Source organism: Halolamina sp. CBA1230 (assembly GCF_002025255.2).
Taxonomy (GTDB): Archaea; Halobacteriota; Halobacteria; order Halobacteriales; family Haloferacaceae; genus Halolamina.
Genome location: NZ_CP054587.1, coordinates 454,846 through 481,243 on the forward strand (window position 1 = coordinate 454,846; position 26,398 = coordinate 481,243).

Annotated in this window: 26 protein-coding genes; 12 read left to right on the plus strand and 14 right to left on the minus strand. The window is 68.9% G+C overall.

What is annotated here, in order from left to right; all coding sequences use genetic code 11:
- Positions 1 to 18 precede the first annotated feature (18 nt).
- Positions 19 to 1,542, minus strand: a complete 1,524-nt coding sequence (locus B4589_RS02370; RefSeq protein WP_079232762.1) for an aldehyde dehydrogenase family protein — start codon at positions 1,540 to 1,542, stop codon at positions 19 to 21.
- Positions 1,543 to 2,111: 569 nt separating this feature from the next.
- Positions 2,112 to 2,945: an RIO1 family regulatory kinase/ATPase gene (locus B4589_RS02375; protein ID WP_079232763.1), complete on the minus strand. Its 834-nt coding sequence runs from the start codon at positions 2,943 to 2,945 to the stop codon at positions 2,112 to 2,114.
- A 141-nt stretch (positions 2,946 to 3,086) separates the two neighbouring features.
- On the opposite strand from B4589_RS02375, the gene B4589_RS02380 reads away from it, so the two are divergent.
- On the plus strand, positions 3,087 to 5,030 hold the full coding sequence (locus B4589_RS02380) for a peroxidase family protein (RefSeq protein ID WP_079232764.1): 1,944 nt from the start codon (positions 3,087 to 3,089) through the stop codon (positions 5,028 to 5,030).
- Between the two features lie 15 nt (positions 5,031 to 5,045).
- On the opposite strand, the gene B4589_RS02385 is transcribed toward B4589_RS02380, so the two are convergent.
- From B4589_RS02385 to B4589_RS02405, 5 genes are all read right to left on the minus strand, one after another.
- Entirely contained in the window at positions 5,046 to 5,264 is a 219-nt protein-coding gene (locus tag B4589_RS02385; RefSeq protein WP_079232765.1) for a hypothetical protein, read from the minus strand.
- On the minus strand, positions 5,257 to 6,252 hold the full coding sequence (gene cydB / locus B4589_RS02390; RefSeq protein WP_079232766.1) for a cytochrome d ubiquinol oxidase subunit II: 996 nt from the start codon (positions 6,250 to 6,252) through the stop codon (positions 5,257 to 5,259). Before cydB ends, B4589_RS02385 begins: the two co-directional genes overlap by 8 nt.
- Complete coding sequence (locus tag B4589_RS02395; protein WP_079232767.1) at positions 6,245 to 7,681, minus strand: cytochrome ubiquinol oxidase subunit I; 1,437 nt, start codon at positions 7,679 to 7,681, stop codon at positions 6,245 to 6,247. The genes cydB and B4589_RS02395 overlap by 8 nt, the downstream gene beginning before the upstream one ends.
- A gap of 186 nt (positions 7,682 to 7,867) precedes the next feature.
- Positions 7,868 to 10,135: an AAA domain-containing protein gene (locus tag B4589_RS02400; protein ID WP_079232768.1), complete on the minus strand. Its 2,268-nt coding sequence runs from the start codon at positions 10,133 to 10,135 to the stop codon at positions 7,868 to 7,870.
- Positions 10,136 to 10,439: 304 nt separating this feature from the next.
- The gene (locus B4589_RS02405; RefSeq protein ID WP_079232769.1) at positions 10,440 to 11,417 is read right to left on the minus strand and encodes a deoxyhypusine synthase; all 978 of its coding nucleotides are present in this window, start codon (positions 11,415 to 11,417) and stop codon (positions 10,440 to 10,442) included.
- Between the two features lie 123 nt (positions 11,418 to 11,540).
- Here B4589_RS02405 and B4589_RS02410 point away from each other — a divergent pair, with 123 nt between their 5' ends.
- From B4589_RS02410 to B4589_RS02425, 4 genes are all read left to right on the plus strand, one after another.
- The gene (locus B4589_RS02410) at positions 11,541 to 12,041 is read left to right on the plus strand and encodes a GNAT family N-acetyltransferase (protein ID WP_158081130.1); all 501 of its coding nucleotides are present in this window, start codon (positions 11,541 to 11,543) and stop codon (positions 12,039 to 12,041) included.
- A 76-nt stretch (positions 12,042 to 12,117) separates the two neighbouring features.
- The gene (locus tag B4589_RS02415; RefSeq protein ID WP_079232771.1) at positions 12,118 to 13,122 is read left to right on the plus strand and encodes an ABC transporter ATP-binding protein; all 1,005 of its coding nucleotides are present in this window, start codon (positions 12,118 to 12,120) and stop codon (positions 13,120 to 13,122) included.
- Positions 13,115 to 13,903 (plus strand): ABC transporter permease subunit, encoded by a 789-nt coding sequence (locus B4589_RS02420; RefSeq protein ID WP_079232772.1) that lies wholly within the window; start codon positions 13,115 to 13,117, stop codon positions 13,901 to 13,903. The genes B4589_RS02415 and B4589_RS02420 overlap by 8 nt, the downstream gene beginning before the upstream one ends.
- Positions 13,900 to 14,715, plus strand: a complete 816-nt coding sequence (locus B4589_RS02425) for an ABC transporter permease subunit (RefSeq protein ID WP_217920475.1) — start codon at positions 13,900 to 13,902, stop codon at positions 14,713 to 14,715. The genes B4589_RS02420 and B4589_RS02425 overlap by 4 nt, the downstream gene beginning before the upstream one ends.
- 15 nt (positions 14,716 to 14,730) lie before the next feature.
- On the opposite strand, the gene B4589_RS02430 is transcribed toward B4589_RS02425, so the two are convergent.
- The 4 genes from B4589_RS02430 to B4589_RS02445 are packed head-to-tail and all read right to left on the minus strand — an operon-like array spanning position 14,731 to position 17,226.
- On the minus strand, positions 14,731 to 15,291 hold the full coding sequence (locus B4589_RS02430) for a class I SAM-dependent methyltransferase (protein ID WP_079232773.1): 561 nt from the start codon (positions 15,289 to 15,291) through the stop codon (positions 14,731 to 14,733).
- 52 nt (positions 15,292 to 15,343) lie between these two features.
- Complete coding sequence (locus tag B4589_RS02435; protein WP_079232774.1) at positions 15,344 to 15,781, minus strand: low molecular weight phosphatase family protein; 438 nt, start codon at positions 15,779 to 15,781, stop codon at positions 15,344 to 15,346.
- A 6-nt stretch (positions 15,782 to 15,787) separates the two neighbouring features.
- Positions 15,788 to 16,840, minus strand: a complete 1,053-nt coding sequence (gene arsB / locus B4589_RS02440) for an ACR3 family arsenite efflux transporter (RefSeq protein ID WP_079232775.1) — start codon at positions 16,838 to 16,840, stop codon at positions 15,788 to 15,790.
- The gene (locus B4589_RS02445; RefSeq protein WP_079232776.1) at positions 16,837 to 17,226 is read right to left on the minus strand and encodes a metalloregulator ArsR/SmtB family transcription factor; all 390 of its coding nucleotides are present in this window, start codon (positions 17,224 to 17,226) and stop codon (positions 16,837 to 16,839) included. Before B4589_RS02445 ends, arsB begins: the two co-directional genes overlap by 4 nt.
- Positions 17,227 to 17,372: 146 nt before the next feature.
- Between B4589_RS02445 and B4589_RS02450 the strand changes: the two genes are divergently transcribed.
- From B4589_RS02450 to B4589_RS02460, 3 genes are read left to right on the plus strand one after another with little or no spacing between them, the layout of a single operon-like run.
- Positions 17,373 to 18,284, plus strand: a complete 912-nt coding sequence (locus B4589_RS02450) for an ABC transporter ATP-binding protein (protein WP_079232777.1) — start codon at positions 17,373 to 17,375, stop codon at positions 18,282 to 18,284.
- Entirely contained in the window at positions 18,281 to 19,102 is an 822-nt protein-coding gene (locus B4589_RS02455) for an ABC transporter permease (protein WP_079232778.1), read from the plus strand. Before B4589_RS02450 ends, B4589_RS02455 begins: the two co-directional genes overlap by 4 nt.
- A 55-nt stretch (positions 19,103 to 19,157) precedes the next feature.
- A complete protein-coding gene (locus tag B4589_RS02460) occupies positions 19,158 to 19,979 on the plus strand; it encodes an ABC transporter permease (RefSeq protein WP_079232779.1) in 822 nt (273 codons plus the stop codon).
- 1 nt (position 19,980) lies between these two features.
- On the opposite strand, the gene B4589_RS02465 is transcribed toward B4589_RS02460, so the two are convergent.
- On the minus strand, positions 19,981 to 20,292 hold the full coding sequence (locus B4589_RS02465; RefSeq protein WP_079232780.1) for a hypothetical protein: 312 nt from the start codon (positions 20,290 to 20,292) through the stop codon (positions 19,981 to 19,983).
- Positions 20,293 to 20,412: 120 nt separating this feature from the next.
- On the opposite strand from B4589_RS02465, the gene B4589_RS02470 reads away from it, so the two are divergent.
- Both B4589_RS02470 and hflX read left to right on the plus strand, forming a co-directional pair.
- The gene (locus tag B4589_RS02470) at positions 20,413 to 20,760 is read left to right on the plus strand and encodes a thioredoxin family protein (protein ID WP_079232781.1); all 348 of its coding nucleotides are present in this window, start codon (positions 20,413 to 20,415) and stop codon (positions 20,758 to 20,760) included.
- 78 nt (positions 20,761 to 20,838) lie between these two features.
- Positions 20,839 to 22,161, plus strand: a complete 1,323-nt coding sequence (gene hflX, locus B4589_RS02475) for a GTPase HflX (protein ID WP_079232782.1) — start codon at positions 20,839 to 20,841, stop codon at positions 22,159 to 22,161.
- Positions 22,162 to 22,720: 559 nt separating this feature from the next.
- Here hflX and moaC read toward each other — a convergent pair.
- Both moaC and B4589_RS02485 read right to left on the minus strand, forming a co-directional pair.
- Positions 22,721 to 23,344: a cyclic pyranopterin monophosphate synthase MoaC gene (gene moaC, locus B4589_RS02480; protein ID WP_079232783.1), complete on the minus strand. Its 624-nt coding sequence runs from the start codon at positions 23,342 to 23,344 to the stop codon at positions 22,721 to 22,723.
- Complete coding sequence (locus B4589_RS02485; protein WP_079232784.1) at positions 23,337 to 24,782, minus strand: NAD(P)H-hydrate dehydratase; 1,446 nt, start codon at positions 24,780 to 24,782, stop codon at positions 23,337 to 23,339. The genes moaC and B4589_RS02485 overlap by 8 nt, the downstream gene beginning before the upstream one ends.
- Positions 24,783 to 24,879: 97 nt before the next feature.
- Here B4589_RS02485 and B4589_RS02490 point away from each other — a divergent pair, with 97 nt between their 5' ends.
- Together B4589_RS02490 and B4589_RS02495 are read left to right on the plus strand one after the other, a co-directional pair.
- Positions 24,880 to 25,707 carry a hypothetical protein gene (locus B4589_RS02490; protein ID WP_079232785.1) on the plus strand — a complete coding sequence of 276 codons (828 nt, stop codon included), beginning with the start codon at positions 24,880 to 24,882 and terminating at the stop codon, positions 25,705 to 25,707.
- 46 nt (positions 25,708 to 25,753) lie between these two features.
- The gene (locus tag B4589_RS02495; protein WP_079232786.1) at positions 25,754 to 26,398 is read left to right on the plus strand and encodes an SdpI family protein; all 645 of its coding nucleotides are present in this window, start codon (positions 25,754 to 25,756) and stop codon (positions 26,396 to 26,398) included.

A 26,398-nucleotide genomic window follows, 5' to 3' on the forward strand; every position in this document is an offset into this window, starting at 1 on the left:
CCTACTCGGTCGCCGGTTTCAGTCGTCGTTGGTCTTGATGTCCGCGCTCAGCCCCTGTGCCATCTCGATGTCCTTCGAGTTGTTCAGGGTCCAGGCGGTGCGCTCGGTGACGGCCTCGATGACCTCACGCGCGCTGGGGTAGCCGTTGCCGGACTTCTTCACGCCGCCGAAGGGGAGCTGGACCTCGGCGCCGATGCAGGGGAGGTTGCCGTACGCCAGCCCGATCTCCGCGTTGTCGCGGAAGTAGTTGATCTGGCGGTAGTCCTCCGAGATGATCGCGCCCGCGAGCCCGTACTCGGTGTCGTTGTGGATCTCCACCGCGTCCTCGATGTCGCCGCTGTACTTCAGCAGGGCGACGTGCGGGCCGAACACTTCCTCGTGGGTGCAGCGCAGGTCCTCGTGGGGGTCGGCCTCGTAGACGAACGGCCCGACCCAGTGGCCGTCCTCGTGGCCGTCGGGGATCTCGTTGTCGTCGAGCTCCTCGCGGTCGACGAGCACGTTCACGCCCTCGTCCTTCGCGAGCTGGTTGTAGCTGGAGACCTTCTCCTCGTGCTCCTCCTCGATCAGCGGGCCCATGAACGTGTTCTCGTCGAGCGGGTCGCCGACGGCGACCTTCTTCGCGTTCTCGACGAAGCGCTCCTTGAACTCGTCGTACACGTCCTCGTGGACGACGAGGCGCTCGGAGGAGACACAGCGTTGGCCGGTCGTCTTGAAGCTCGACATCACCGCGGAGTGGACCGCGACGTCGAGGTCGGCCTCCTCGGTGACGACGATGTTGTTCTTCCCGCCCATCTCACACGCCGCGAGCTTGCCGGGCTCGCCGCCGACCTTGGAGGCGATCTCGTGGCCGACCTCGGCGCTGCCCGTGAACAGCACGGTGTCGATCCGGCCGTCGTCGGTGATCGCCGCGCCGGCGTCGCCGAACCCCTGGACCATGTTGAACACGCCGTCGGGGATCCCCGAGTCCTCGAACATCTCGGCGATGATCTGGCCACACCACGGCGTCTGCTCGGCGGGCTTCCAGACGACGGTGTTGCCCTCGACCAGCGAGACGGCCATATGCCAGAACGGGATCGCGACCGGGAAGTTCCACGGCGTGATACAGCCGACGACGCCGCGGGGTTTGCGGCGCATGTAGGCGTCCTTGCTCGGGATCTCGGAGGGGACCACGTCGCCCTTCGGGTGGCGGGCGTCGCCGGCGGCCCACTCGACCATGTGCCAGGCCTCGGTCACGTCGGCTTTCCCCTCGGATATCTCCTTCCCGCACTCCTTGGTGACGATCTCGCCGAGCTCCTCGTGGCGGTCTTTGAGCTCCTGGTAGATGTCCCAGAGGTACTCCGCGCGGTCGATGTGGGAGAGCGCCTTCCACTCCTCGAACGTGTCGTCGGCGGCGGCGATAGCCTCGTCGACGTCGTCCTCGGTGCCGCGGTGGAACTCCCCGAGCGTGTCGCCGTTGGCGGGGTTCTCGCTCGTGAACGTCTCCGTGCCGGTGCCTTCGACCCACTCGCCGTCGATGTAGTGCTTGTAGGGTTCGCTGCTCATGTGTACGGAGAGTGGGGGCGTCGGCGTGAAAAACCCTGCCGGTCGACGGTCGATCGGTGGGGTGGTAGCTCGGTGAGTGTCGGAGTTATCAGGTCGTTGGGAGGGGGCTATCGATCATCCCTCGCGACAGTACTACGTCTGCCCCATTGCGGTGTCCTCCGCGACAGCACCAGCAACACTGCGGAGTGAGCATGTCCACTTGTGACCGAAGTGCGCCGGGCACGAGGCCCGGCGAGGCGCCGAGTCCCCACCCCTCCCCCCGCGGGTGTGACCGTTTCGCCCGCGAGGCGTCCACCGTCACCGAACCGCTGCCGCGGTCGGCGCGTGACGTGAGCCCCTGCGTGGGCGAACGAGCGCGCGAGGGACGAGTGAGCGAAGCGAACGAGTCGGCTGGGGAGGTGTGAGGGCTGTGCGGGGCGGTGCAGTCACAAGTGGTCATGCTTCGAGATGCTGTTGCGGGTGCTGTCCCAGTAGCCACCAATCGAGGTGCTGTTGCGGTCAGGGTTCCACTGATCACCGGCCCGAGCCGCGTCCTCTCCTGAAAACAGATCTCCCCGAACTCACGATCATCACTCGGACGCCCGCTCGGCCTCACCCGCCCGCGTCTCGATCTCACCTTTCAACTCCGCCGCGGCGAACGTGTGGTCCGGACGAACCGAGACGAAATCCAGAAACTCCCTGGCCGCTAGCAGTTCCGCCTCGTCGTAGTGTTCGAGCGCCGCTTTCACGGCTGATTTCGCGCCGATCAGCGGCTCCAGCGCCGCGAGCGCACACGCGAGGTCGTAGGACTTCGCCGCCGCCATCGTCGCCCCGCCGTCGTCGTCCTCGCGGACGTTGGTGGCGTCGATGACGTAGATCTCACCCTCGACCACGAGCACGTTCTCCGCCCGCAGGTCGCCGTGGGCCAGCCCGTGGTCGTGCATCCGCCGGAGCGCCGCGAACACGTCGGGCGCGAGCTCGCGCTCCCGCGCCTCGTCGAGGTCGTCCAGCGCGTCGAACGCCGGGAGGTACTCCATCACCAGCACGCCCATCCCCTCGATCTCCAGCGCCTCGATCGGCTCCGGGACGTTCACCCCCACCTCGTGCAGGCGCTCGGTCGCCTCCAGTTCGTGCTCGGCCATCTGGTAGGGGGTGCCGTAGTGGCCGAAAAACCCCTCCGTACCCGAGGAGAACGCGCCGAGGTTCCGGGTCGCCGTGAACAGCGCGTGGACCAGCGAGTTCTGCTCGGTCACGAGCTTCACGAAGTACTCGTCGTCGAGCACCAGCGGCGTGGAGAGCCAGTTGTCGGCGTCGAGGAACCGGACGTGGACCGACTCGCGGTCGTGCCGCTCGGCGAGCGCGCGGACGACCGACTCGATCCGATCCCAGTCCGGGCTCCCCCGGACGACCTTCCGCAGTTCCATCACCTCGCCGTTGGACGGGCGAGGGGATAAACGACGGTGGCCAAACTGGACGCTTCACGCCGACACGATGGAGACCAACGGCAGACAACGTGTTTCTCAACGTACAGTAGTATTATGCACACGTAATTGTCAGTCGGTAACATGGCCCACTATCACGGTCTGGGCGAACAGCGAGGGATGAACGAGGCGGCGACGACCGCCAGCGGCCGTGTTCGGAGCCACCGCTTCTCTAACCGGTTCGCGGCGCTGGAGCCGTACGCGCCGGGCGATGGGTTCCTCGAATCGCTGGGCGGCGTCCACCTCGACGGCGGCGACGTCGACGGGCCGATGCTCGGCGACCCGACGAGCGAGGCGGCCGCCGACGCCGACGCGGGGGTCGCCTTTTTCGGCCAGTTCATCGACCACGAGATCACGTTCGACCCGACGTCGGAGCTGGAGCAGCGCAACGACCCGCGGGGGCTGCGGAACTTCCGGACGCCAGCACTGGATCTGGACTCGGTGTACGGCGGCGGCTCGGAGGTCCGGCCGTTCCTCTTCGACGACCGCGACGGGGCGAAACTGCTCACGGCGCCCGCGGCGCCGGAACCGACCGACGAGGACGCGCCGCGGCCGACACGGTTCGGGGCGACCGACCTCCAGCGGAACAGACAGGGGAGCGCGCTGCTCACCGACCCGCGCAACGACGAGAACCTCGTGGTCTCACAGCTCCACCTGACGTTCGCGAAGTTCCACAACCGCGTCGTCGACTACGTCCGATCGGGCGACGGCCACGCGCTCCTGGGCGAGGACGAGTCCGTGTACGACGCCGCGAAGCGGCTCGTCCGCTGGCACTACCAGTGGCTCGTCCTGCACGAGTTCCTGCCGTCGATCTGTGACGGCGCGGTGTTCGACGACATCGAGAACTCCGGGCGGTCGTACTTCCTCCGCTCGGACGATCCCGTCTCGATCCCGGTCGAGTTCGCGGGCGCCGCCTACCGCTACGGCCACAGCCAGATTCGGGATCGTTACACCGTCAACGACGACGCCACCGACGTGCAGTTCTTCCCCGGCCCCGCACCGGAGAACGCCGAGGCGGTCGCGGCGGCGGTGGCCGGCGATGGCGGCCCGCCACCACGTGTCGTCGAGGAGGAGACGAGCCGGAACCTCAACGGGTTCGCCCCCGTCCCCGACGAACTCGTGGTCGACTGGCCCCACTTCTTCGACCACGATCCCGCCGCCGAGGGGTCGACCGCCCAGCCCGCCCGGCCGATCGACACCGCGATGCCGCCGGCGCTGATGCTGCTCCCGTTCATCAGCCACGGGCCGACGTCACTGGCCGCGCGGAACCTCCACCGCGGGAAGGCGCTTGGGCTGCCGTCGGGGCAGGCGGTGGCCGAACGGATGGGGATCGAACCGCTCGACAACGACGATATCCCACTCCCCAGTGGGCAGACGTACGCCGAGTACCTCCGGTCGGTCTACCGGGGGGCGGAGACCGAGGCGCCGCTCTGGCTCTACGTGCTCGGCGAGGCAGCCGTCCAGGAGGACGGCCACCGTCTCGGCGCGGTCGGCAGTCGGATCGTCGCCGAGGTCATCCACGGGATGGTCGACGCCGACGACCGCGCGTTCGTCAACGAGGCCCCGGAGTGGACGCCGACGCTCCCCCGGCCCGTCTCGGACGGCGTCGACGACCGCTACCGGTTCGCCGACCTGTTCCAGTTCGCCACCGGACCCGCACCGGACGGTCTGGCGCTCGCCGCGATCGACGGCGACGGGAGCGGCGACGCGCCGGGGACCCCCGAGAGCGACCGGACAAACGGCGAGGCGGTGGTGCTCGAACACACCGGCGCCGGCCCGCTCTCCCTCGGCGGCTATCAGGTCGACTACGAGGAACAGACCGAGACCGTCGACGCGCTCGACGAACCCATCGCACCCGGCGAGACGGTCGTGGTTTACACCGGTTCCGGGCCAGCATCGACCGACGACATCGATGCGCGGGTGATCACGTTCGACCGCGACGCCGCCGTGATCGAGGACGGGGGCGAGTCGGTGGTCGTCCGGACGCCGACGGGCGAGGTGAGCGCGTTCGGTGAGTACGGCGGCTGACCCGGCAGGAGCAGGTCACGCGTCGACCGCGCCGTCGGCCGTGACCCACTGCCGGATCAGCTCGTTCACGTTGTACAGCAAGATTCCGACCGAGAGCAGCGTGGTCGCGAAGTACACCACCAGCGCGGGCGGGCCGCCGACCGTGGTGCCGAGGATCCCCCCGGCGAGGCCGACGACGGTGAGTTCGGCCCACGTCACGACGATCCGGGAGCCGAGGTTCGGCGCCTCAGCCATACGACGCCTCCTCGTCGATCGGCCCGCTGAACACGGAGTACAGCACGCCGAAGTACGAGAGCACGATCGGGAGCAGAAAGGCCATCATGATCGTCATCAGGTTCAGCGGCAGCGTCGAGACGATCCCCTCCGCGACCGAGACCTCCCCCGCGCGGTCGATCATCGGGAACATCGCGGTCGCGATCACGCCCACGAGGGCGGCGACCAGCCCCGCCACCGTCGCGAACGCGGCGTGGTACTGTCCCTGTCGCGTGGCGACGACGTACCCCCCAGCGAGCAGGACCGACAGCACCACCAGCCCGATCACGGGAACGGAGAGCAGCGCCGACTGGAGCGCGGGCGTCGTGACGTACACCGCGACGAGCGTGAGCGCGACCAGTCCGATGTAGGCGACGACCGCGCGAACCCCGTAGTAGCTGGCGTCGTCCCGGAGCGACCCCCGCGTTTTGAGCCCGAGGAACGCGGCGCCGTCGGCGACGGTCAGCGTCGCGACCGCGATCCCGCCGAGCACGCCCGGAATCGAGAGGATCCCCGCGACGCCGGTGAGCCAGTTGATCGCGAACATCCCCAGCAGGAACGGCGTCACCGCGCTGCCGACGACGAAGGAGTACCCCCAGTAGCGCCGCCACTGGTCGTCCTCGCGTTCCTCGTACATCTCCGGCGCGAGCCCACGCAGCCCCAGCGCGGCGAGGATCGCGAACATCAGCAGGTAGTAGCGGCTGAACAGGTTGGCGTACACCGCCGGGAACGCGGCGAACAGCGCGCCGCCGAACACCACCAGCCACACCTCGTTGCCGTCCCAGAACGGGCCGATCGCGGAGAACAGCTGCTCCTTCTCGTCGTCGTCGTCGCGGGTCGCGAACAGGATGCCGATCCCGAAGTCGAACCCGTCGAGGAACAGGAACATCCCCAGCACGAAGAACACGAGCCCGAACCAGATCGCCGGCAGCGGCAGCCCGAACAGCGGCCCGCCGGCGAGATCAACCATCGGCGCTCACCTCCGCCTCCGGCGAGGCGTCGTCGGTCGGCGCGTCGTCACTCTCCTCGTCCTCGTCGATCTCGGGCGGACCGTGCTGGATGATCCGCCGGACCACGTAGGTGTACAGCGCCAGCAGCAGCGCGTAGCCGCCGACGAAGCCGGCGAGGGTGAACGTCGCCTCGGCGCCGGTGAGGTTCGGCGAGACCCCCTCGGAGGTTTTCAACACCCCCTGGATCAGCCAGGGCTGGCGACCGACCTCGGTGACGATCCAGCCGGTCTCGACGGCGACGATGCCCAGCAGCGACGAGCCCATCAACGCCTTGTGGAGCAGGTCGTCCTCGAGCAGGTCGCCGCGATGCCAGCGGAAGGCGGCCCAGAAAGCGAGCAGGATGAACCAGAACCCCAGGGCGACCATGATGCGGAACGCCCAGAACACGAGGGCGACCGGCGGCGCCTGCGTCTCGAAGGAGTTCAGGCCGCGGATCTGTGCCTGCGGGTTGCCGCCGCTCGCGAGCCATGACGCGCCGCCGGGGATCCCGATCCCGAACAGGTCCTTGCTCCGGGGATCGAGTAGCTGTGAGAAGTCGGTCGGGAACGCGACGATGTACTCCGGGACGTAGGTGTCGGTCTCCCAGACCGCCTCCATCGCGGCGAACTTCTGGGGCTGAGTCACGTAGACGTGCCGGGCGTACATGTCGCCGTGGATCACCTGCAGCGGCGCCGTGATGACCAGCGCGACGATCGCGATCTTGAGCGTCTTCACCCAGAACGCCACGTTCTCGACCTCGGTCCCCCGGACGTGGTGTTTGTACACGAAGTAGGCGGCGACGCCGGCCATGAACAGCGCGACCGACTCCACCGCCGAGTTCTGCATGTGGATGAACATGTACTGGAACCGGGGGTTGAAGTACGCCGCCATGGGGTCGGTCAGGTGGACCACCTCCTGCCCGCCCTCGTTCACCAGTTCGTACCCCCGCGGGGTCTGCATCCAGGAGTTGGCGATCAGGATCCAGACCGCCGAGAGCCACGTGCCGAGCCCGACCGCGACGCTCGAGAGGAAGTAGAACGCGTCGGAGACGCGATCACGGCCGTAGAGGAAGATGCCGAGGAACGTCGCCTCGAGCATGAACGCCATCATCCCCTCCGTCGCCAGCGGGCCGCCGAACAGCTCGCCCGCGAACGTCGAGAACGCCGCGAAGTTGGTGCCGAACTCGAACTCCAGCACGAGCCCGGTGACGGTGCCGACGACGAAGCTGACCGCGAAGATCTTGACCCAGAACCGACGGAGCCGCTCGTAGATCGCCTCGCCCGTCCGGATCTCCTTCCAGGTGAAGTAGATCAGAAACGGCGCGAGCCCCATGCTCATCACGGGGAAGATGATGTGGACGATCGTGGTGACGGCGAACTGCAGCCGACTGGCTGCGACGGGGTCAACCATCGCCCCGGCCCCCTCTCCGGGCCTGCTCCCTCCGGCCGCGTCCGGCCGAGGGAACGACGAGACCCCGCCAGTCCTCGACGGTACTGTCTGGAGACATTGCTCTGTCCGACGTTCCGAACCTGAGGCAGTTAACTCTGGTCCGTTCCGGCGGGACGCTGGAGGCGAAACCACCTTACTCTGGCCCGATCAGCGGCCGTCGGTAGTCGGTGGGCCGGGTCGTGTCGGGAGCTGTGCCCGAAGGTCGGCGTACACGTCCGCACAGGACTCCCCGGGATCGCGGTGGTCGGCGACTGTCCCGAGCGTCTCGAAATCACCGACGACGACGAGTCGGCGTTTCGCCCGGGTCAGCGAGACGTTGAATCGGCGCTCGCCCTCGTCACCGAACGTGAGGAAGCCGGAGCTCCCGCGATCGTTCGAGCGAACGAGCGAGAGCACGACGGCCTCGCGCTCGCTGCCCTGAAACGAGTCGACCGTGTTGACCTTGACCCCCCTGGTACTGACGTCCCGGTCCGCGAGCGCGTTCTCGATACAGTTGATCTGGCCCGAGTACGGCGTGATGACGCCGATATCCGACTGGGACAGACCGCGCTCGCGGAGGCGCGCGACCTCGTCGGCGACGATGTCGGCCTCCGTGGGGTTCCGATAGGAGCTCCCGGCGGTCCGCTCCTCCCCGCCGGCGACGTCGTACGCGACGAGCGGGTCCAGATCGTCGATCGTCCAGTCGCGGTTCCGGTCGGCGGTCTCCAGCCGACCGCCGTAGAACGCGCCGTTGGGGAAGTCGACGATCGCCTCGTGCATGCGGTACTGCCGGCGGAGCATCGTCCGAACGCCGTCGTCGTACGTTTCGAGGAGATGCTCGAACAGCGAGACCTCGGCCTCGCGCCGTTCGAGCTCGTCCGAGGCGAACGGCGAAAGCTGTTTGTGGTCGCCCGCGAGCACCAGCCGGTCCGCACAGGCGTAGGGGATAGTGCTCGCCGGGATCGACGCCTGCGTCGCCTCGTCGAGCACGGCGATATCGAACTCGTCGACCTCGAACTGGCTGGCCATGCTCGTCGTCGCGCCGACGACGTTCGCTTCCGCGACGGGACCGTCGGTGTAGCGATCCGCGACGAGATCGCTCTCGGGATGGCCCACTCGGCGGATCTCGACCTCCTCGTGATCCTCGTCGACGGCCATCGCGTGGAGCGTTCCGGGGTCCGGCTCGTCGGCCGAACTGGCGCCGACGAGGAGGTTGTCGACCGCCTGGTTCGAGTGGGCACAGGCGAGCACGCGCTGACCGTCCGCGACGGCCTGCTGGACGATTGCCATCAGGGTCCGGGTCTTGCCCGTCCCCGGCGGCCCGTGGATGCAGTAGACGTCCCGTGCCCGGAGCGCGCGCGAGGCGGCGAGCGCCTGGAACTCGTTGAGTTCGAGGTCGGTGTCCAGATCGGCGGTGAACTCGGGCGCAAAGCCCAGCGTGCGCTGGCCGGTGAGCACCGCCCACTTCTCGGGGGTCGAGCGGACAGCCTCGATCCCGGCGCGCTCGCGGTCGTAGGGGACGCCGTTCAGCAGTGCGAGCACCGAGAACACCGCGCGGTCGTCGTCGAAGAAGCGCCGGAGTTCGGACTCGTCGGAGGTCCGATCGTCGAAGAAGGAGAGCCCGACCGCGCCGTCGTCGACGGTCGCGACACGGGCCTCGATCGGGAACGGCGTCTCCTCGCGGTCGATCCACACCGTCGAGGCGTCGGGGTTGGGGAGCACGAGCACCTCCGAGTCGGGGTAGATCCCGTGCTCGCCGGGGATGTCGATCCGCCGCTGGTCGTCGTCCTCGGGGATGGCGAACACGTGGACGGTGCCGTGGGACTGGGTGACCCGCCGCCCGGTGTAGATCGTCTCCTCGATGCCGCCCTCGGTCCGGCAGACGTGGCGATAGCCGCGTTCGGCCAGCGTCTCCCGGGTGTCCTCGCGGTCCTGCTCCCGGAGCGTCTCGACGGAGTCGACGAGCTCGTCCGCGAACGCCGCGCGCTCGTCAGCGTCCATCGTGTGGACGGGCTCGGCACGAACCGCCGTCTGGGTTCCCGACTCGGTCGCGTACGCCGGCGGCGGCGACGGCTCGTAGGCGTCGGTCCAGAAGCGGAGCCGCCAGCCAACCGTCGTGCCGCCGATGGCGCTGGGGTCCAGCCGGGCCGGCCCGTCCTTCCGGGTGTCGTGGTAGACGTACACGGGTGCGAGCCCGCTGGGGCGGTACTCGACGTACTCGCCGGTGAGTTCCGCGGAGTCAGCCCCGTGTAGCGGGAGCAGCACCGTCCCGTCGTTGGTCACCAGCGAGTCGTACGCTTCGAGGCGTTCGCGGGCGGCCGCGACGGAGGGTTCGTCGACGCCGGCGGGCAACGGGTCGGTTCCGGCGGTCGCGAGCAGGGAGGGGTCGTCGAGGGCGAGGAACGCGGAGACGGCCGCATCGAGGAGATCCGACATTCGTGTCGGACTGCGTCGGCATCGGTGAAAAACTATCCGTCGACGGTGACGGCTCCCGCGAACGCTCGCGAGCCGTGATTGGCTACTCGCACAGTCACGGCAACACGCTCGGTGTTCGCGACACGGAGGTCACGAACGCTCGCGAGCCGTGATTGGCTACTCGCACAGTCACGGCAATGCGCTCCGTCGCCGAGGCACAAAGGCCTCGGCAGGTCACGAGCCGCGATTCGGCTTTCACACAGTCACGGCAACACGCTCCGAGGCGACGACACGGAGGTCGTCGCCGGTCACGAGCCGTGACTGGCTAGCTGTCCGCGAACGCGCCCGCCACCAACAGCGGGAACACGAGCGTCGCCTCGGCCTGCACCTGCGTGTAGTTGGTCTCCTCCTCTTTGATCTTCCCCCACGAGACCGCTTCGTTCGGCGGCGCGCCCGACAGCGAGCCGTCGCCCTCCATCCCCGTGGAGATGTAGACGGCGTAGTCGGCGCCGCCGCGGAACAGGTTCGTCATGATCGCGTGGTGTTTGGGGACGCCGCCGCCGACGACCAGCAGCCCCGTGGTGTCCGCAAGCATCCCGTTCTCGATCAGGTCGTCGTAGTCGGCCATGATCTCGATGCCGATGTCGGTGTCGTGCTTCTTGCGGTAGTAGTAGAGGAAGTTCCCGACCTCGGCGTCGTTGAGCGCGGGGCAGTACACCGGCACGTCGTTGTCCGCGGCCTGCTTCAGCACGGAGTCGGGGTCGGAGAGCGTCTCGCCGAGTTCGCGGGAGAACGCCGTCGGCGTGCGGACCTTCTCCTCGGCGAAGAAGTCGTCGAAGAAGTCGTAGAGGTACTCCTCGAGCCAGACGTAGCGGTCCGAGGGGACGTAGATGTTGCCGAGGCGGTTGATCCCCTCCTCGCGGAGTTCGGCCTCGTCGGCGTCCCACTCGCCCATCTTGAACGGTTTCGCGGTCTTGATCACGTCCTCGGCGATCGAGCCCGAGGTGGTGATGATCACGTCGACGAACCCCTCGCGCACGAGGTAGGCGACGACCTCACGCAGCCCCGAGGAGATGATGTTCGAAGTGAGCGTGAGGTAGATCTTCGCGTCCTCTTCGCGCATCTGTTTCGCGATGTCGACGGCTTCGGCGAGGTGGGTCGCCTGGAACCCCGTGGTCGCGTACGCCTCGAGCATCTCGCCGAGGTCGAACTCCCCGCGGAAGTCGTACCCCCGGACCGGCTCGCCGCCGGGCTCGGTGTCGCTGCCCGGAACGACGTGTTCGTGGCTCTCCTGCTCGTCCATATCGGCGGTAGCCGGGGGTGCCCCTTGAACTGCGTGGGTTGGCCCGGCGAGCGCGTCGCTACGGACGTCGAGCCCGACTGCCGCGAAGCGAAGGCCGAAAAGCGCCGTCGGCGTACGACCGGTGTGTCTCTCCCGATCCGTCGATTCCGTCCCGCCGACCGCGACGCCGTCGACGAAACCATCGAGGCTGCCCTCCGTTCCGCCGACGCCTACTTCGAGGACGTGCCCGAACTCGAGGACGACGACATCCTCGCCGAGTACGTCGATGCCGGCGGCGAGTTCCTCGTCGGCGAGCGCGAGGGGGAGATCGTCGCGACCGGCGCGTTCCGCCCGCCGAAGGGGATCGTCACGGAGTTCGTCGACGCCGAGGGCGCGGCCGAACTCAAACGGATGCACGTCCACCCCGACCACCACCGTGAGGGGATCGGGCAGGCGATGTACGACGAGCTCGAAGCCCGGGCCCGCGAGCGCGGGTTCGCGCGGTTCACCCTCGCGACGACCGGCCGACAGGAGCCGGCCCACGCGTTCTACGAGAGCAACGGCTTCGAGCGCGTCGGGTCGACGAGCGAGAACGTGGCGGGGACCAACCTCGCGATCCTGATCTTCGAGAAGACGCTGAACTGACCCGCCGATCGGGAGCAGGCGAATCAGGCTGCGGCAGGCGGTATCTTGATGGCATCGCTGGTCGTTCCTCCACGGAATGCCCGCCATCCGGACCGACGGTCTGACGAAGTACTACGGTGACGTCCGGGGGATCGAGGACCTCAGCCTCTCGGTCGAGGAGGGGGAGGTGTTCGGCTTCCTCGGCCCCAACGGCGCCGGGAAGACCACCGCCATCCGGACGCTGATGGGGTTCCAGTCACCCACCAGTGGGTCGGCGACGGTGCTCGACGCGGACGTGACCGACGCCGAAGCGCTACGGGAGGCCCGCGCCCGCGTGGGCTACCTCCCGAGCGAACCCGGCTTCGACGAGCGCGTCACCGGGCGACGGCTGCTCGAGTACCACGGGTCGCTCCGCGGGGACGTCCGGAGCGACGAACTGCTCGAACTGTTCGACCCGCCGCTGGATCGCCCGGTCGGCGACTACTCCCGCGGGAACCGCCAGATGCTCACCATCGTGCTCGCGTTCATGCACGACCCCGACCTGCTGATCATGGACGAACCCACCTCGGGGCTGGACCCGCTGAAACAGGAGACGTTCCTGGAGTTCGTCCGCAACGAGCGCGAGCGCGGCACGACCTTCTTCTTCTCCTCGCACGTGCTGAGCGAGGTCCGGAAAGTCTGTGATCGCGTCGGGATCATCCGGAACGGCCGGCTCGTCGAAGTCGCCACGGTCGACGACCTGCTGGACCGCAGCGGCAAGCAGGTCCGGGTCACGCTCGGTGACAGCGTCGACGGCGCGGCGTTCGACCTCCCCGGCGCCCACGACGTGACCGTCGGCGGTCGAACCCGGAAGAAGGGCGAAAATCGTGGGGACGCCGGCCGCGAGGACGGCGTCACGACCGTCTCGTTCACGTACACCGGCGGGTACGAACCGCTGCTCCGGCGACTGCTCGAACACGACCTGCGGGACCTCTCCATCGAGGAAGCGCCGCTGGAGGACGTGTTCATGCGGTTCTACGACGAGGATCGACACACTGCGTCGGAAAACGGCGAGGGCGAACGCGACGGAGACGAGTCCGGCGAGGGGACCGAGGATGCTTGAGACCGCGCGCTACGAAACCGAGAAGCGCCTGCTCGGGTCACTCGCGCTCGCCGGCGGGCTCGCGGCGTTCGCGGCGATGATGACGCTGATCGCCCCGGGCCTGCTCGGCGAGGTCGACATGGTCGCGCTGGCCGAACAGCTCCCCCCAGCGTTCGTCGCGGCGTTCGATCTCGAGAAGATGGGCACGATCGAGGGGTTCCTCGCGATCGAACTCTACCAGTTCCTCTGGCTGATCGGCCTCGGCGCGTACGTCGCCTACAGCGCCGGCGGGGCGATCGCGGGCGACGTCGAGACCGGCCGGATGGACACGCTGCTCGCGGCGCCGATCTCCCGCCAGCGGCTGCTGGCCGAGAACTACCTCGCCCTCCTGACGCCGATCCTGCTCGCCAACGTCGCGGTGTTCGCGACGGTGTTCGCCGCCACGCGGTTCGTCGGCGAGCCGATCGCGACGGCGGATCTCGTCGCCGTCCACGCGCTCTCGGTCCCGTACTTCCTCTGCTGTGGCGCGTTCGGCACGCTCGCGTCGGTGACGGCACCGGGACGGCTCGTCGCGGAGGGGGTCGCCGCCGGCGGCGTCGTCGGAACGTTCCTGCTCGAGACGATCGCGACGAGCAGCGACCTCGACTGGCTTGGCGCGGTCGCGCCGATGCGGTACTACGATCCGACCGCGATCCTCACCGCGAGCGAGTACGATCTCGCCGGCGCCGGGATCTTGCTGGCCGCGACGGCCGTCCTGTTGGCAGTGAGCGCGCTGTGGTTCCGGGAGGTGGATATCTCGTGACCGACCCGCCGGGCTGGCTGTCGGCAACGTGGACCGTCGCGGCGTTCGAGGGCCGGGAGCGTCTGCGGATGGGTGCCGTCATCGCGGCGCTGCTCGCGGCGTATGGCGCCCTGTTCGTCTGGGTCGGGCCCGACCTCGTCGCGGGCGAGGAGCTGCAGGGGCTGCTCGACGCGATGCCGCCCGTGATGGTCGAGCTACTGGGGTTCGAGAGCCTCGCGTCGCTGTCGGGGCTGCTCGCCGGCGAGTACTACACGTTCGGCTGGCTGGTCGGGCTCGCGGGCTACGTCGCCTACACCGCCGCCGGCTCGGTCGCCGGCGACCTGGAGAGCGACCGGATGGACACCGTGCTCGCGGCGCCGGTTCCCCGGGGGAGCGTCCTCCTCGGAAACTTCCTCGCGCTGCTGGTTCCGATCCTGATCGTCAACGCCGTCGTCCCGCCGGTGCTGTACGTCGCCGCGGCCGCCGTGGGCGAGTCGCTCCCGCTCGATCACCTCCTCGCGCTCCACGCGCTCTCGGTGCCGTACCTGCTGTGCTGGGGTGCAGTTGGGCTCCTGCTGGGCGTGGTGATCGGCCGGAGCCGGGTCGCGGGCCGGATCGCGCTCGCGCTGGTGTTCGCCTCCTGGCTGTTCGAGTCGGTGCTGGACGTGACCGACTACGCCGAGGTGGCAGCGATCACGCCGACGCGGTATCTCGACCCGTCGGCCGTGCTGCTCGAGGGTGAGTACGACCTGCTCGGGACGGCCGTGTTGGTCGCCGCGACAGCGATACTCGTTACGGCGAGTCGAGCGGCGTTCGCACGCCGGGATCTCTAGCGGTCGGAAGCGCTGCTACGGCGCCCGAGCCACGAGCAGGAACGTCTCCGACCGGCTCGCCGCGAACGCGATCTCGAACCCGCCAGCTTCGAACCGTGTTCTCGCCTCCTCGAGACTGAACCGCTCCGAGACCGGCGGCCCGGCCTCGCCCGCCCCTGTGGCCGTCCAGTCGGCGACGGCGACGCACCCGTCCGAGGTGACGACGCGTTCGATCTCCGCGATCGACTCCTCGCTCGCGAACTCGTGGAACGTCATCGTCGAGAAGGCGCCGTCGAGTTCGCCGTCGTCGAACGGGAGCTCCGCCACCTCGGCGGTGACCAGTTCGACGTTCTCGGGCACGCCGTTCTCGCGGTAGCGGTCGTGCATCGCCTCCTGCACGTCGACGCCGTACACCGTTCCGGCGTGGGGCGCCACGTCGTCGGTGAAAAAGCCCGTCCCACTGCCGAGATCCGCGAGGGTGTCCGTCGCCGCCGCGTCGACCGCCCAGACGAGCTCCTCGGCGGAGACGTAGCGGTAGCGCGAGGCCGCGTCGTCGAGTTTCGCCGCCCGTTCCGGGTCGAACGTGTGGAATCCCATCGGTTACACGAGCCCCGCGACCAGTAAAGAGGTAGCGCTACCCGGCCGCGATTCAGCCCGCCAGTTCGTCGAACAGCGCTTCGACGCGTGTTTCGATCTCGTCGCGGATCGCGGCAACCGCCGCGGGCGAGCGACCGTCCGGGTCGTCGAGGTCCCAGTCGCGGCTCTCGCCACCCCAGCCGGCGGGGCAGACGTCCGCGGCCGAGCAGCCCATCGTGATGGCGTAGTCGCTCTCCCGGAGTTCGTCGACTGTCACCTCCCGGGGGATGCGATCCGAGATGGCGATCCCGATCTCGTGCATGGCGTCGACGACCGCCGGATGGACGTGGTCGGCTGGCCGTGTGCCGCCGGTGACCAGGTCGATCTCGCTCTGGAGCCCCCGTCGGTCGCGCTCCCGGCGAGCGAACGCGTACGCCATCTGCGAACGGCCGGCGTTCTGCACGCAGACGAAGGCGATGCGGATCGGGTCGGACGGAGTAGGTTCTGGCATGGTGGATCAGTCGCTCGTCACAGGGCTGCTCACGGCGGCGCTTCCGGGGAACAGTCGGTCTTTCGTCGCCAGCGCGACCCGGACCAGCGCGAGCATCACCGGCACTTCGATCAGCGGGCCGACGACTGTCGCGAGCGCGACGTTGCTGCCGACGCCGAACACGGCGACGGCGACCGCGATCGCGAGTTCGAAGTTGTTCGAGGAGGCCGTGAACGCGACGCTAACGCTCTCGGTGTAGGAGAACCCCAGCACCGCGCTGGCGCCGTAGGCCAGCGCCCACAGCCCGGTGAAGAAAAGCAGCAGCGGGACCGCGATCAGGACGATCTCCCCGGGGTTGGCGACGATGTAGTCGCCCTTCAGCGCGAACATCACCACGACGGTGAACAGTAGGCCGAGAAGCCCGAACGGGCTGATTCGGGGGATCACGCGATCGAAGTACGCGTCCCGGCCGATCGTGCGGAACGCCGTCTTCTGGGTCAGGTAGCCCAGTACGAGCGGGAGGCCGAGGAACACCCCGACCATCTGGGCGATCAGCGACATCGACACGTCGACCGCGGTGCCGCGCAGCAGCGTCAGGAACAGGAAGGCGTAGGGGACGAACAGCGCGATCTGGAGCAGGCTGTTCACGCCGACACAGACCGCACAGAGCTCCTGGTTCCCCGCCGCGAGCTCGTTCCAGATCAGCACCATCGCGATACAGGGTGCGATCCCGACGAGGATGAGGCCGGTGACGAACCCCGGCCGGCCGTCGAGGAACAACGTCGCGAGCCCGTACATCACGAACGGCGCGATCAGCCAGTTGAACGCCAGCGTGAGGCCGATCTCTTTGCGCGCGGTGCGGGTCACTTTCGGCACGCGCCCGTAGTCGATCTCGGCCATGATCGGGAAGATCATCACGAACAGCCCGAGCGCGATCGGGAGGCTGGTCCCGTGCCACGTGACGGCGTTCAGCGCGTCGACGAATTCGGGCGCGAACCGACCGAGCCCCACGCCCAGAACCATCGCCAGCCCGATCCAGACGGTGAGGTAGCGGTCCAGAACGCCCAGCGAGTCGCTCACGCCTCTGTCTCCCGATCGGCGACCGCGAGCAGGTCGTCGGCGAAGGCGGTGCTGTCGTAGTAGCGCCAGTTCCCCTCCTTCCGGCGAGTGGCGAGCCCGGCGTTGACGAGATCCGCGAGCGCGTGGCTGACCGCGCTCTCGCTCACGTCGACGACGGGTTCGAGTTCACAGACACAGAGTTCCCCCTCCGTGGCCGAGAGAATGCGGGTCAGTCGGTAGCGCGTCTCGTTGCCCAGCGCGGCGAACGCGTCGCGAGGGCCGTCGTCCCCCGACGCGGACGCTGCGAGGTCGACGAGTTCGTCGAGTCGCTGCTGGACGTCGGCGTCGCAGCACTCGCCGACCTCCGCCTCGATCCGCCGCCGCAGGCGCGGTTCGGTGTCGCTCATCGAGCGTTGGTTGAGCGAGCGTTCAGATAGCTGTTCTGGTCTGAACAGTTATTCAGATAGATCCCGCCGTTCGAGCGAGCTGTTTCTCCCCGGGAGACGACACGTCGGCATTTATCACCTCGGCGGGAAACTCGGTACCCATCAGGATGCCTGCGATCCAGACACACAACGTCTCCAAGCGCTACGGCGACGTGACCGCCGTCGACCGCGTCGACCTCACCGTCGAGGAGGGGGAGATCTTCGGCTTCCTCGGCCACAACGGCGCGGGGAAGTCGACGGTTATCAACATGCTGCTCGACTTCGCGCGGCCCACCGAGGGCGACGTCGAGGTGTTCGGCATGGACGCCCGCGAGGAGAGCGTCGCCGTCCGGGAGCGCATGGGCGTACTCCCGGAGGGGTACGACGTGTACGACCGGCTGACCGGCCGCCAGCACCTCCAGTTCGCGGCGGAGTCGAAAGGCGTCGAGATCGAGCCGATGGCCGTCGCCGAGCGCGTGGGTATCCGCGACGCCGCCGACCGGAAGGCCGGCGGCTACTCGACGGGGATGACCCAGCGGCTCGTGCTCGGGATGGCGCTGGTCGGCGAGCCCGACCTGCTGATCCTCGACGAGCCGACGTCGGGGCTCGACCCCGGGGGCGCCAGACGGATGCGCGAGATCATCCACGAGGAGAACGAGCGCGGCGCGACAGTGTTCTTCTCCAGTCACATCCTCGAACAGATTGAGGCGGTCTGTGACCGCGTCGGGATCATGCACGAGGGGCGGCTCCAGGCGGTCGACACGATCGACGCGCTCCGGGAGTCCGCCGCCGGCGGGACGAAGCTCCAGATCAGCGTCGACGACCCCGACGAGGCCCACCTCGAAACGATCGAGGCCGTCGACGGCGTCGACACGGCGTGGATCGAGGACGAGGCGTTCGCAGTCACCTGCCCCAACGACGTGAAGATGGACGTGCTGGTCGCGCTCGACGACGCCGGCGTCGACGTGCTCGACTTCTCGACGGAGGAGCCGTCGCTCGAGGACCTGTTCGTCGAGTACACCGGGGAGGGAGGGCAGTGAGTTGGGCCGTCGTCGCCCGGAAGGAGCTCCGGGACGTGTGGGGCTCCCGGCGGACGCGCTGGCTGCTCTGGGGGGTCGCGGGGCTGTTCCTCGCCGGCGGCTACGCGGTCCCGCTGCTCGGCTCCCCCTCGCCGACGAGCGCCGACTTCGCGTCGTTCGTGGTCGGCTCGGCCGCGCTGCTGGTGTCGCTGGTCGGCCTGCTGCTCGGGCACCGGACGATCGTCGGCGAGCGCGCCTCGGGGGAGCTGGCGCTGCTGCTCTCGCTGCCGTACGACCGACTGGACGTGGTGGTCGGGAAGTTCCTCGCCCGCTGGGGGGCGCTCGGTGCGGCGATCGCCGTCGGCGTCGTCGGCGGCGCCGCGCTGACGAACTACCCGTTCGGGAGCTTCGAGGTCGGCACGGTCGGCGCCTTCCTGCTCGGGACGCTGCTGTACGGCGCCGCCTTCGTCGGCGTCGGCCTCGCCATCTCGACGGCGACGACCTCTACCGCGGTCGCCAGCAGCGCCGCGTTCGGCGTGTTCGTCCTGTTCGTCGCGGTCTGGTCGCAGCTCCGGGGGGTGTTCACCGCCGCGCTCGACGCCCTCGGACTCGCGGACGGGACGATGCCGGACTGGGCGCTGTTCCTCTACGGCGCCGAGCCGGGGATGCTGTACCGACGGCTCGTGAACGGCTTCTTCGCGGGCGTCGAACAGGGGCCCTATCTCGGCCCGGACGCGCCGTGGTACCTCGGCGAGTGGGTCGCCGCGGGCCTGCTCGTCGTCTGGGCGCTCGGCCCCGCGACGCTCGGCTACCTGCGGTTCCGCTCCACCGACCTATGACCGGACACAGCCAACACGCTGACGCGGGCTCCGACCCGGGTACGGAGGGGCGCCGATGAGCTGGCGCGCCGTCGCCCGGAACGACCTCCGGGGCGCGTTCGCGACCCGAGGGGTCTGGGTGCTGACGGCCGGGCTGCTCGCATTGCTGGCGGGGATGGGGTACGCCGTCCCGCGGCTCGCCGGCTCGCCCGAGACGCCGTTCTCGGCGTACCTCGACGTGCTCGTGGCGGTCGCCGTCCCGCTGTTCCCGCTGCTCGGGCTGGTGCTTGGCTACCGCGCGGTCGTCGCAGCCCGCGACTCCGGGACGGCCGCGCTGGCGCTCTCGCTGCCGAACTCCCGGCGCGACCTGGTGGTCGGGAAACTCCTCGCCCGCGCGGCAGCGCTCGCTGGCGCGCTCGGGGTCGCCGGCCTGGCCGCCGGCGGCTACCTGTTCGTCAGCTACGGCGAGTTCGCGGCGGGGGAGTACCTGCTCGTACTGCTGGCGACGTACGGCTACACGCTCGCCTTCCTCGGGATCGCGGTCGGGCTCTCGACGGGCGTCACCAGCCCGCGCCGCGTGATCGGTACCGCGTTCGGGGCGTACGTGCTGCTGGCGATGCTCTGGGGGACGCTGATCGATGCCGTGATGATCGTGCTGTTCCGGTTCAGTCCGCCGATGGAGGCGCCGACGTGGGTGGAGTTCGCGAAGTTCGTCGAGCCCGGAACGAGCCTCAGCTACCTGCTCGCGAGCGAACTCGGCGTGGGGACGGCGCCGCCGGCAGCGGTCGTGGGCACCGAGCCGTTCGTCTCGGCGGCGGGCGCGCTGACCGCGCTGCTCGCGTGGCTCGCGCTGCCGGTCGTGCTGGGGTACGCTCGGTTCCAGCGGGACGAGCTCTAGCTCAGACCCGTTCGAAGCGGTGTCGGACGATCGGGCTGTCGTCGTCCCACTCGAACTCCTCGTGGGATCGCCGGAGCATCTCCTTGTACTGTTCCAGATCCCGTGCGCCCTCCTTCCGGGCGTCCTCGTCGGTCATGTCCCCGAGCGACCGGTCGGTCACCTCGACGACCTCGAACGTGACACCGTCGATATCGAACGTGTCGCCCTCCTCGGCGTACGCCTGGCCGCGGTGGATCTGGGTCACCTCGCCGTCGAGCGCCCGTTCGCGCATCCGTTCGCTGGGGAGCAGCGTATCGGCGTGTGCGTCGCTCATTACCGAATCTGCGGGCTCGCAGCGTAAATAGCTCCGGCCCGGGAACGCGAGTCGACCGCGGGCGTCGGTGCCGACCGCCGCAGGCGCGGGACGTAAACGCCTCGGGCGCCAATCTTGGGTATGATCGAAGCGTCCGAGAAACCGCACCGACTCGACACCGGCGACGAGCTCGCTGAGCTGCGCGCCGAGCGCGACGTGGTGCTCGTCGACTTTTACACGAAGGGCTGTACGCTCTGTCAGTCGATCGAACCGGTCGTCGGCAACGTCGCCCGCGCGACGACGGCGACGGTGGCGATGCTCAACCCCCAGACGGATCTGGATCTCGTCGACGAGTACGACATCACCAGCGTGCCGACGCTGCTGCTGTTCGAGAGTGGCGAGGTCGTGGGGCGGATGGCCAGCGGCTTCGAGGGGACGGAGTCGATCGTCGAGTTCGTGACCGAGCATAGTTCGGCCGAGCGGCGGTGAGAGGGACGAACCACCGCGGGATTCATGCCTCCGGACCGCCAACGTCGACCATGGACGAAACCGGGGTGACCGCCAGCCATTCCGACTGATCGCGCCGTCGTCGCCAAGCGCGTCGACGAAGGCGAGGCCGACCTGGAGGAGATCACCGACCTCACCCGCTCGGCGGGGTACGAGGTGGTCGGCGAACTCAGCCAGCGGCGGACGCAGGACGCCGCCTACCACTTCGGCGAGGGGAAGGTCGACGAACTCGCTACCCTCGTGCGACGGACCGACGCGGACACGGTCGTCGTCGACAACGAGATGGGCCCGTTCCAGACGTACAACGTCGGCGGGAAGCTCCCCGATGGCGTCGACGTGCTCGATCGGTTCACCCTCATCCTCGAACTGTTCGGCCAGCGCGCCCAGACCCGCAAGGCGCAGTTGCAGGTCGAACTCGCGGAACTGCGCTACGAACTCCCCAGAGCCGAGGCCAAGGCCAGCCTCGCCCAGCGCGACGAGCGGCCGGGGTTCATGGGGCTCGGGGAGTACGACGAGTCCCGCGAGCAGGACATCAAGAACCAGATCTCCCGCATCTCGGAGGAACTCGATCAGATCGCCGAGAAGGAGGAGAAACGGCGGGCCCAGCGCCGCGATCAGGGGTTCGACCTCGTCGCGCTGGCGGGGTACACCAACGCCGGGAAGTCGACGCTGCTCCGCCGCCTCGCGAGCGAACTCGATGTCGACGAGAACGAGGAACAGCATCCGGATCTCGACGCGACCGCGGAGTCGGAGGACCGCCTGTTCACCACGCTCGGCACCACGACGCGGAAGGCCGACACCGGCACGCGGGAGGTGCTGCTGACCGACACGGTCGGGTTCATCTCCGACCTCCCCCACTGGCTGGTGGAGTCGTTCCAGTCGACGCTGGACTCGGTGTACTACGCCGACCTCGTGCTGCTGGTCGTCGACGCCTCCGAGCCGGTCGAGGAGATGCGCCAGAAGCTCGTCACCTCCCACGAGACGCTCTCGGACCGCAACGAGGCGCCGATCGTCACGGTGTTCAACAAGGCCGACAAGCTCTCCGAGCCCGAGATCGAGCGCCGGAAGCGCGCGCTCTCGGCGCTCGCGCCCAACCCCGTGATCGTCTCGGGCAAGACCGGCGAGCAGGTCGACGCGCTGCGTGATCGTGTCGAACGCGAACTCCCGGACTGGGAGGAGGAGCGCCTGCTGCTGCCCGTGACCGACGAGGCGATGAGCGTCGTCTCGTGGATCCACGACAACGGGAACGTGCACGAGGAGTCCTACGGCGACCAGCAGGTCGTGATCGAGTTCGAGGCGCCGCCGTCAGTCGTGTCGAAGGCGCGCTCGAAGGCCGCGGATCTGGAGCCGGTGGCCGTCGACGCCGAGGCTGGGGAAGTCTGAGTTTTCGGGTTCTGGTACTGGGTCTTCGGCACGTTCTGCGATTCTGTGATCGTTTGCGCTGACAGCAACCGCGACGGTGACAGCATCTCGAAGCATGACCACTTGTGACCGCAGTGCGCCGGACACGAGGTCCATCATCAGAAATCGGAGATTTCTGATTGGCAGACGAGAATCTTCGATTCTCGTCAACGGCGCAGCGCCGAGTCCCCACCCCTCCCCCCGCGCTCGCCGACCGCTGGCGAGCGCGAGGCGTCCACCGACACCGCACCGCAGTCGCTGTCGGCGCGAAGCGCGAGCGGCTCCGTCCGCGAGTCAGCGCGAGGGACGACTGACCGAGTGGAACGAGGGAAGGAGTCGGCTGGGGAGGAAGCGAGGCGGGAAAACTCGCCGCAGGCGAGGCAAACCACCTCGATAGCGAGCGGCGAACGAAGTGAGCCGCGAGCAGTGTGGGCTGTGCGGCGCGGTGCGGTCGCAAGTGGTCGACGATCGAGATGCTGTTACCGACCCACCTGACAACCATCGAAGTACACCCACCAGCCAAACAGCCAACGAACTGCCGTCATAACTCCCGTTTCTCCTTACGCACGACCTCGACACCCGATATCTCCGTCCCCGGATACCCACTCGACTCGACCTCGTCGGACTCGTCGACGACCTCCTTCTCGGCGGCCTTCACCATGTCCCAGACCACGCCGAGGCCGGTCGTCACGCCCTGGATCGCCTCCATCTCGCAGCCGGTCTTCCCAGTCGTCTCGACGGCGACCTCGAGTTCGATCCGGTCGTCCCGCACGTCGAACGCCGTATCCACGTTCGTGATCGGAATCTGGTGACACATCGGGATCGTCTCCCAGGTGTGTTTCACCGCCTGGATCGCGCCGACCCGCGCGGTCGCGAGCACGTCACCTTTCCCGATCTCGTCGGCGCGGACGGCGTCGATCGTCGACTCCGTCAGTCGGATCTCTCCCCGAGCGACCGCCCGTCGACCAGTATCGGGCTTCTCGCCCACGTCGACCATCTGCACGTCGCCGGACTCGGTTGTGTGGGTCAGTTCGTCGTCGGCGCTGTCGTCGGTCGTGTCACCGTCGTCACCCTCGTCGCCGTCGACCGGATCGTCGATCGCGTCGATGAGGTCCTCGTCCTCGTCGGGCGTCACGCCCGCCACGTCGTCCTCGTTCTCACGCATCGTCGTCCCCTTCGAGCGCGTCCGGGATGGTCTCTTGGAGTTCGGTCGCGCGCAGGCCGTCGCCTCGATCGAGCAGCTCCGCGGCGCGACCGTTGACGTAGCTCCCCACGCAGGCGGCCTCGAACGGCTCGGCGCGGGCGAGCAGCGCGGCGACGACGCCAGCGAGCGTGTCGCCGGTGCCGCCGACGGTCATCCCCGGCGTGCCGGCCCGACAGCGCCGGACCGCCTCGCCGTCGGTGATCACGTCGACCGCACCCTTCGCGAGGATCGTCTGCCCCAACTCCGCGGCGAGATCGCGGATCTCGTCGGCCGCGGCAGTGAGATCGTCGGTGTCGGGACCACCCAGTTCCGCCAGTTCGGAGCGGTTCGGCGTGAGCACCAGCTCCGCGTCGGTGTCGACCTCCGGCACCAGCGGGAGCGCGTCGGCGTCGACGACCGCACTCCCGGAGAACGCCGCGAGGAACTGCCGCGCCGCTTCCTCCGTCTCCGGGTGGCGGCCCAGTCCCGGCCCGAGGATGACGGTGTCGTCGTGACGCTCGGCAGTGTCGACGAGGTCCGGGACGTGTTCGGGCGCGAGGTGATCCGCGGTCTCGGAGTCGTCGCCGTAGGGTTGGACGATCAGATCCTCGGAGTACCCCGCGATCGGTTCGAACACCGACTCGGGACAGGCGACGAACGCCAGATCCGTGCCCGCGGCGAGCGACGCGCCGGCGGCGAGGGCGGGTGCGCCGGTGTAGGGGCCGCCGCCGATGACGTAGGTTCGGCCGCTCTCTCCCTTCCGGCTGCCGCCGTCGCCCAACACCTCCACGTCGCCCGGCCCGACCAGTTCCTCGGCGGCCTCGGGGATGCCGATGTCCGCGACAGTCACGTCGGCGTGCTCCGCGATCCCGGGTTTGAGGTCGTGGAACGTCACGACGTGCTCGGCCTCGACCACGCCCCCGGGTGTCGCACCCGTGTCCGCGTCCACGCCCGAGGGGACGTCGACCGCGAGCACGGGCGCCGCGCTGTCGTTGATCGCGCGGGCGACACTGGCCTCCGGTTCGCGGAGGTCGCCGGTGATCCCGGTGCCGAGCATCGCGTCGACGATCAGGTCCGGATCGTCGAGCGTGAACGCGCGGGAGTCGGCCACGGTCTCGGTGTCGATCTCGGCCGCCTGTAGCGCGTCCCAGTTCGCCCGGGCGATGTCGGTGGAGATGCTCTCGGGCCGGCCCAGCAGGTGGACCGTCACGTCCCGGTCGTCGAGGAAGCGCGCGGCGACGAGCGCGTCGCCGCCGTTGTTCCCCCGGCCACAGACCAGCGCCACCGCGTCGCCGGGGGTCGTGAGCTCCCGGGTTCGCTCCGCGACCGCGTTGCCCGAGGACTCCATCAGGACCCGGAGCGGCACGCCCAGCGCCGCCGCGTTGCGATCCACCGCGGCCATACGCCTGCTCGTGATCATGCCGACGGCTTCGGTGTGAGGCGGATTAAGGGTGGTGGGCCCACTGCCCGACTCGCGACGCCGGAAGCCATACCCGGACGGCCGCCGGAGCGCCTGTGTGAAGGAGTACCCAGCCATCCCCGAGGTCGGCGATCCGGACGCCCCCGAGTTCGCGGGCCACCTCTGGCTGCTGGAGGTAGTCGAGGGCTCGCTCCTGCGGTTCCAACTCCGCGACTCCGGGGCGATCCAGTTCGGCGGCGAGCACCGTCCCTACCGCGACGACGACGCGGTCCCGCGACAGTGCCGCCGGGCGGTCCGTCACGTTCGGGAACGGCTGGACCGCGCGGCGCTTCGCGAGGCCGTCGACGACGTGACCGATCTCACGTTCGTCGGCTGGGCGACCCACCGCGACCGGATCGACTACGACTGGGAACGGCTGCCGCCGTTTCTCGGCCTCGACGTGTACCACACCGGCGCCGACGCGTTCCGCCCGCCCGACGCCGTCCAGGGGATCTACGACCGACTCGGCCTCGACCCCGTGAACGCGGTCGAACGAGAACTACCCAGTCGCGATTTCGACTCGGGGAGCTACTCGATGCCGGAGTCGGCGTGGTACGACGGTCCTGCCGCCGGCGTCGTAATTCGTGACAAGCGCGGCGGGCGTGCAAAGCTCACAAACTCTGGAATTTCTGAACAGTCCAAACCGTTCGACGCCGAGGACGCCGACGCGCTGGCCGCGGCGGTCGCCACGGAGCGTCGGTTCGAACGAGCCGTCGAGCGACTCGAACAGCGCGGGCAAGCGCCGACAGTCGACAGCCTCCGGGAACGTGTTCTGGAGGACGTTTACCGGGAAGAGCACGGCCGCCTGTTCGAGGGCGGGCACTCGGTCGACGAGGCGACGTTCCGGACGGCCGTCTCGCGGCGGGCTCAGCGCTTCCTCGGCTGAGCGGTCCCGGTCCACGTTTATCCGTCGGCCGCGCATCGACGGCGGCATGGACACGAGCCGACGGTTCGGACTGGCGGGCGTGATCGTCGCCCTCGCCGCGGCGGCCGGACTGCTCGTGGCGCCGGATCTCCCCGCGGAGATGGCGACCCACTGGAACCCGGCGGGCGAGCCCGACGCCACGCTGTCGAAACCGATCGCGCTCGGGCTGGTGCCGGGACTGACGGCGCTGCTGCTCGGCGCACTGTACGTGCTCCCCCGCGTCGACCCGAAGGGCGAGAACATCGAGCGGTTCCGCGCGACGTACGACTGGTTCGTCGTCGGACTCGCCGCGACGCTGAGCGTCGTCCACGTCGGTATCGTCGCGTACAACCTCGGCTACCGGTTCCCGTTCGTCTCGCTGGTGCTGGTCGCGGTCGCCGGCCTGCTCTACGCGGCCGGCGTGGTGCTCGAGCGGGCGGAGCAGAACTGGGTGGTCGGGATCCGTACCCCGTGGACGCTGGAGAGCGAAGCGGTCTGGGAACGCACGCACGCGGTCGGCGCGACGCTGTTCAAACTCACCGCGCTGGCGGTGCTTCTCGGTGCGGTCTTCCCACAGTTCTCGATGCTCCTGCTGGTCGGCCCGCTGGTGGTGACGACGGTCGCCCTGACCGTCTACCCGTACCTGCTCTACCGGCGGCTCGAGGCGGAGTGA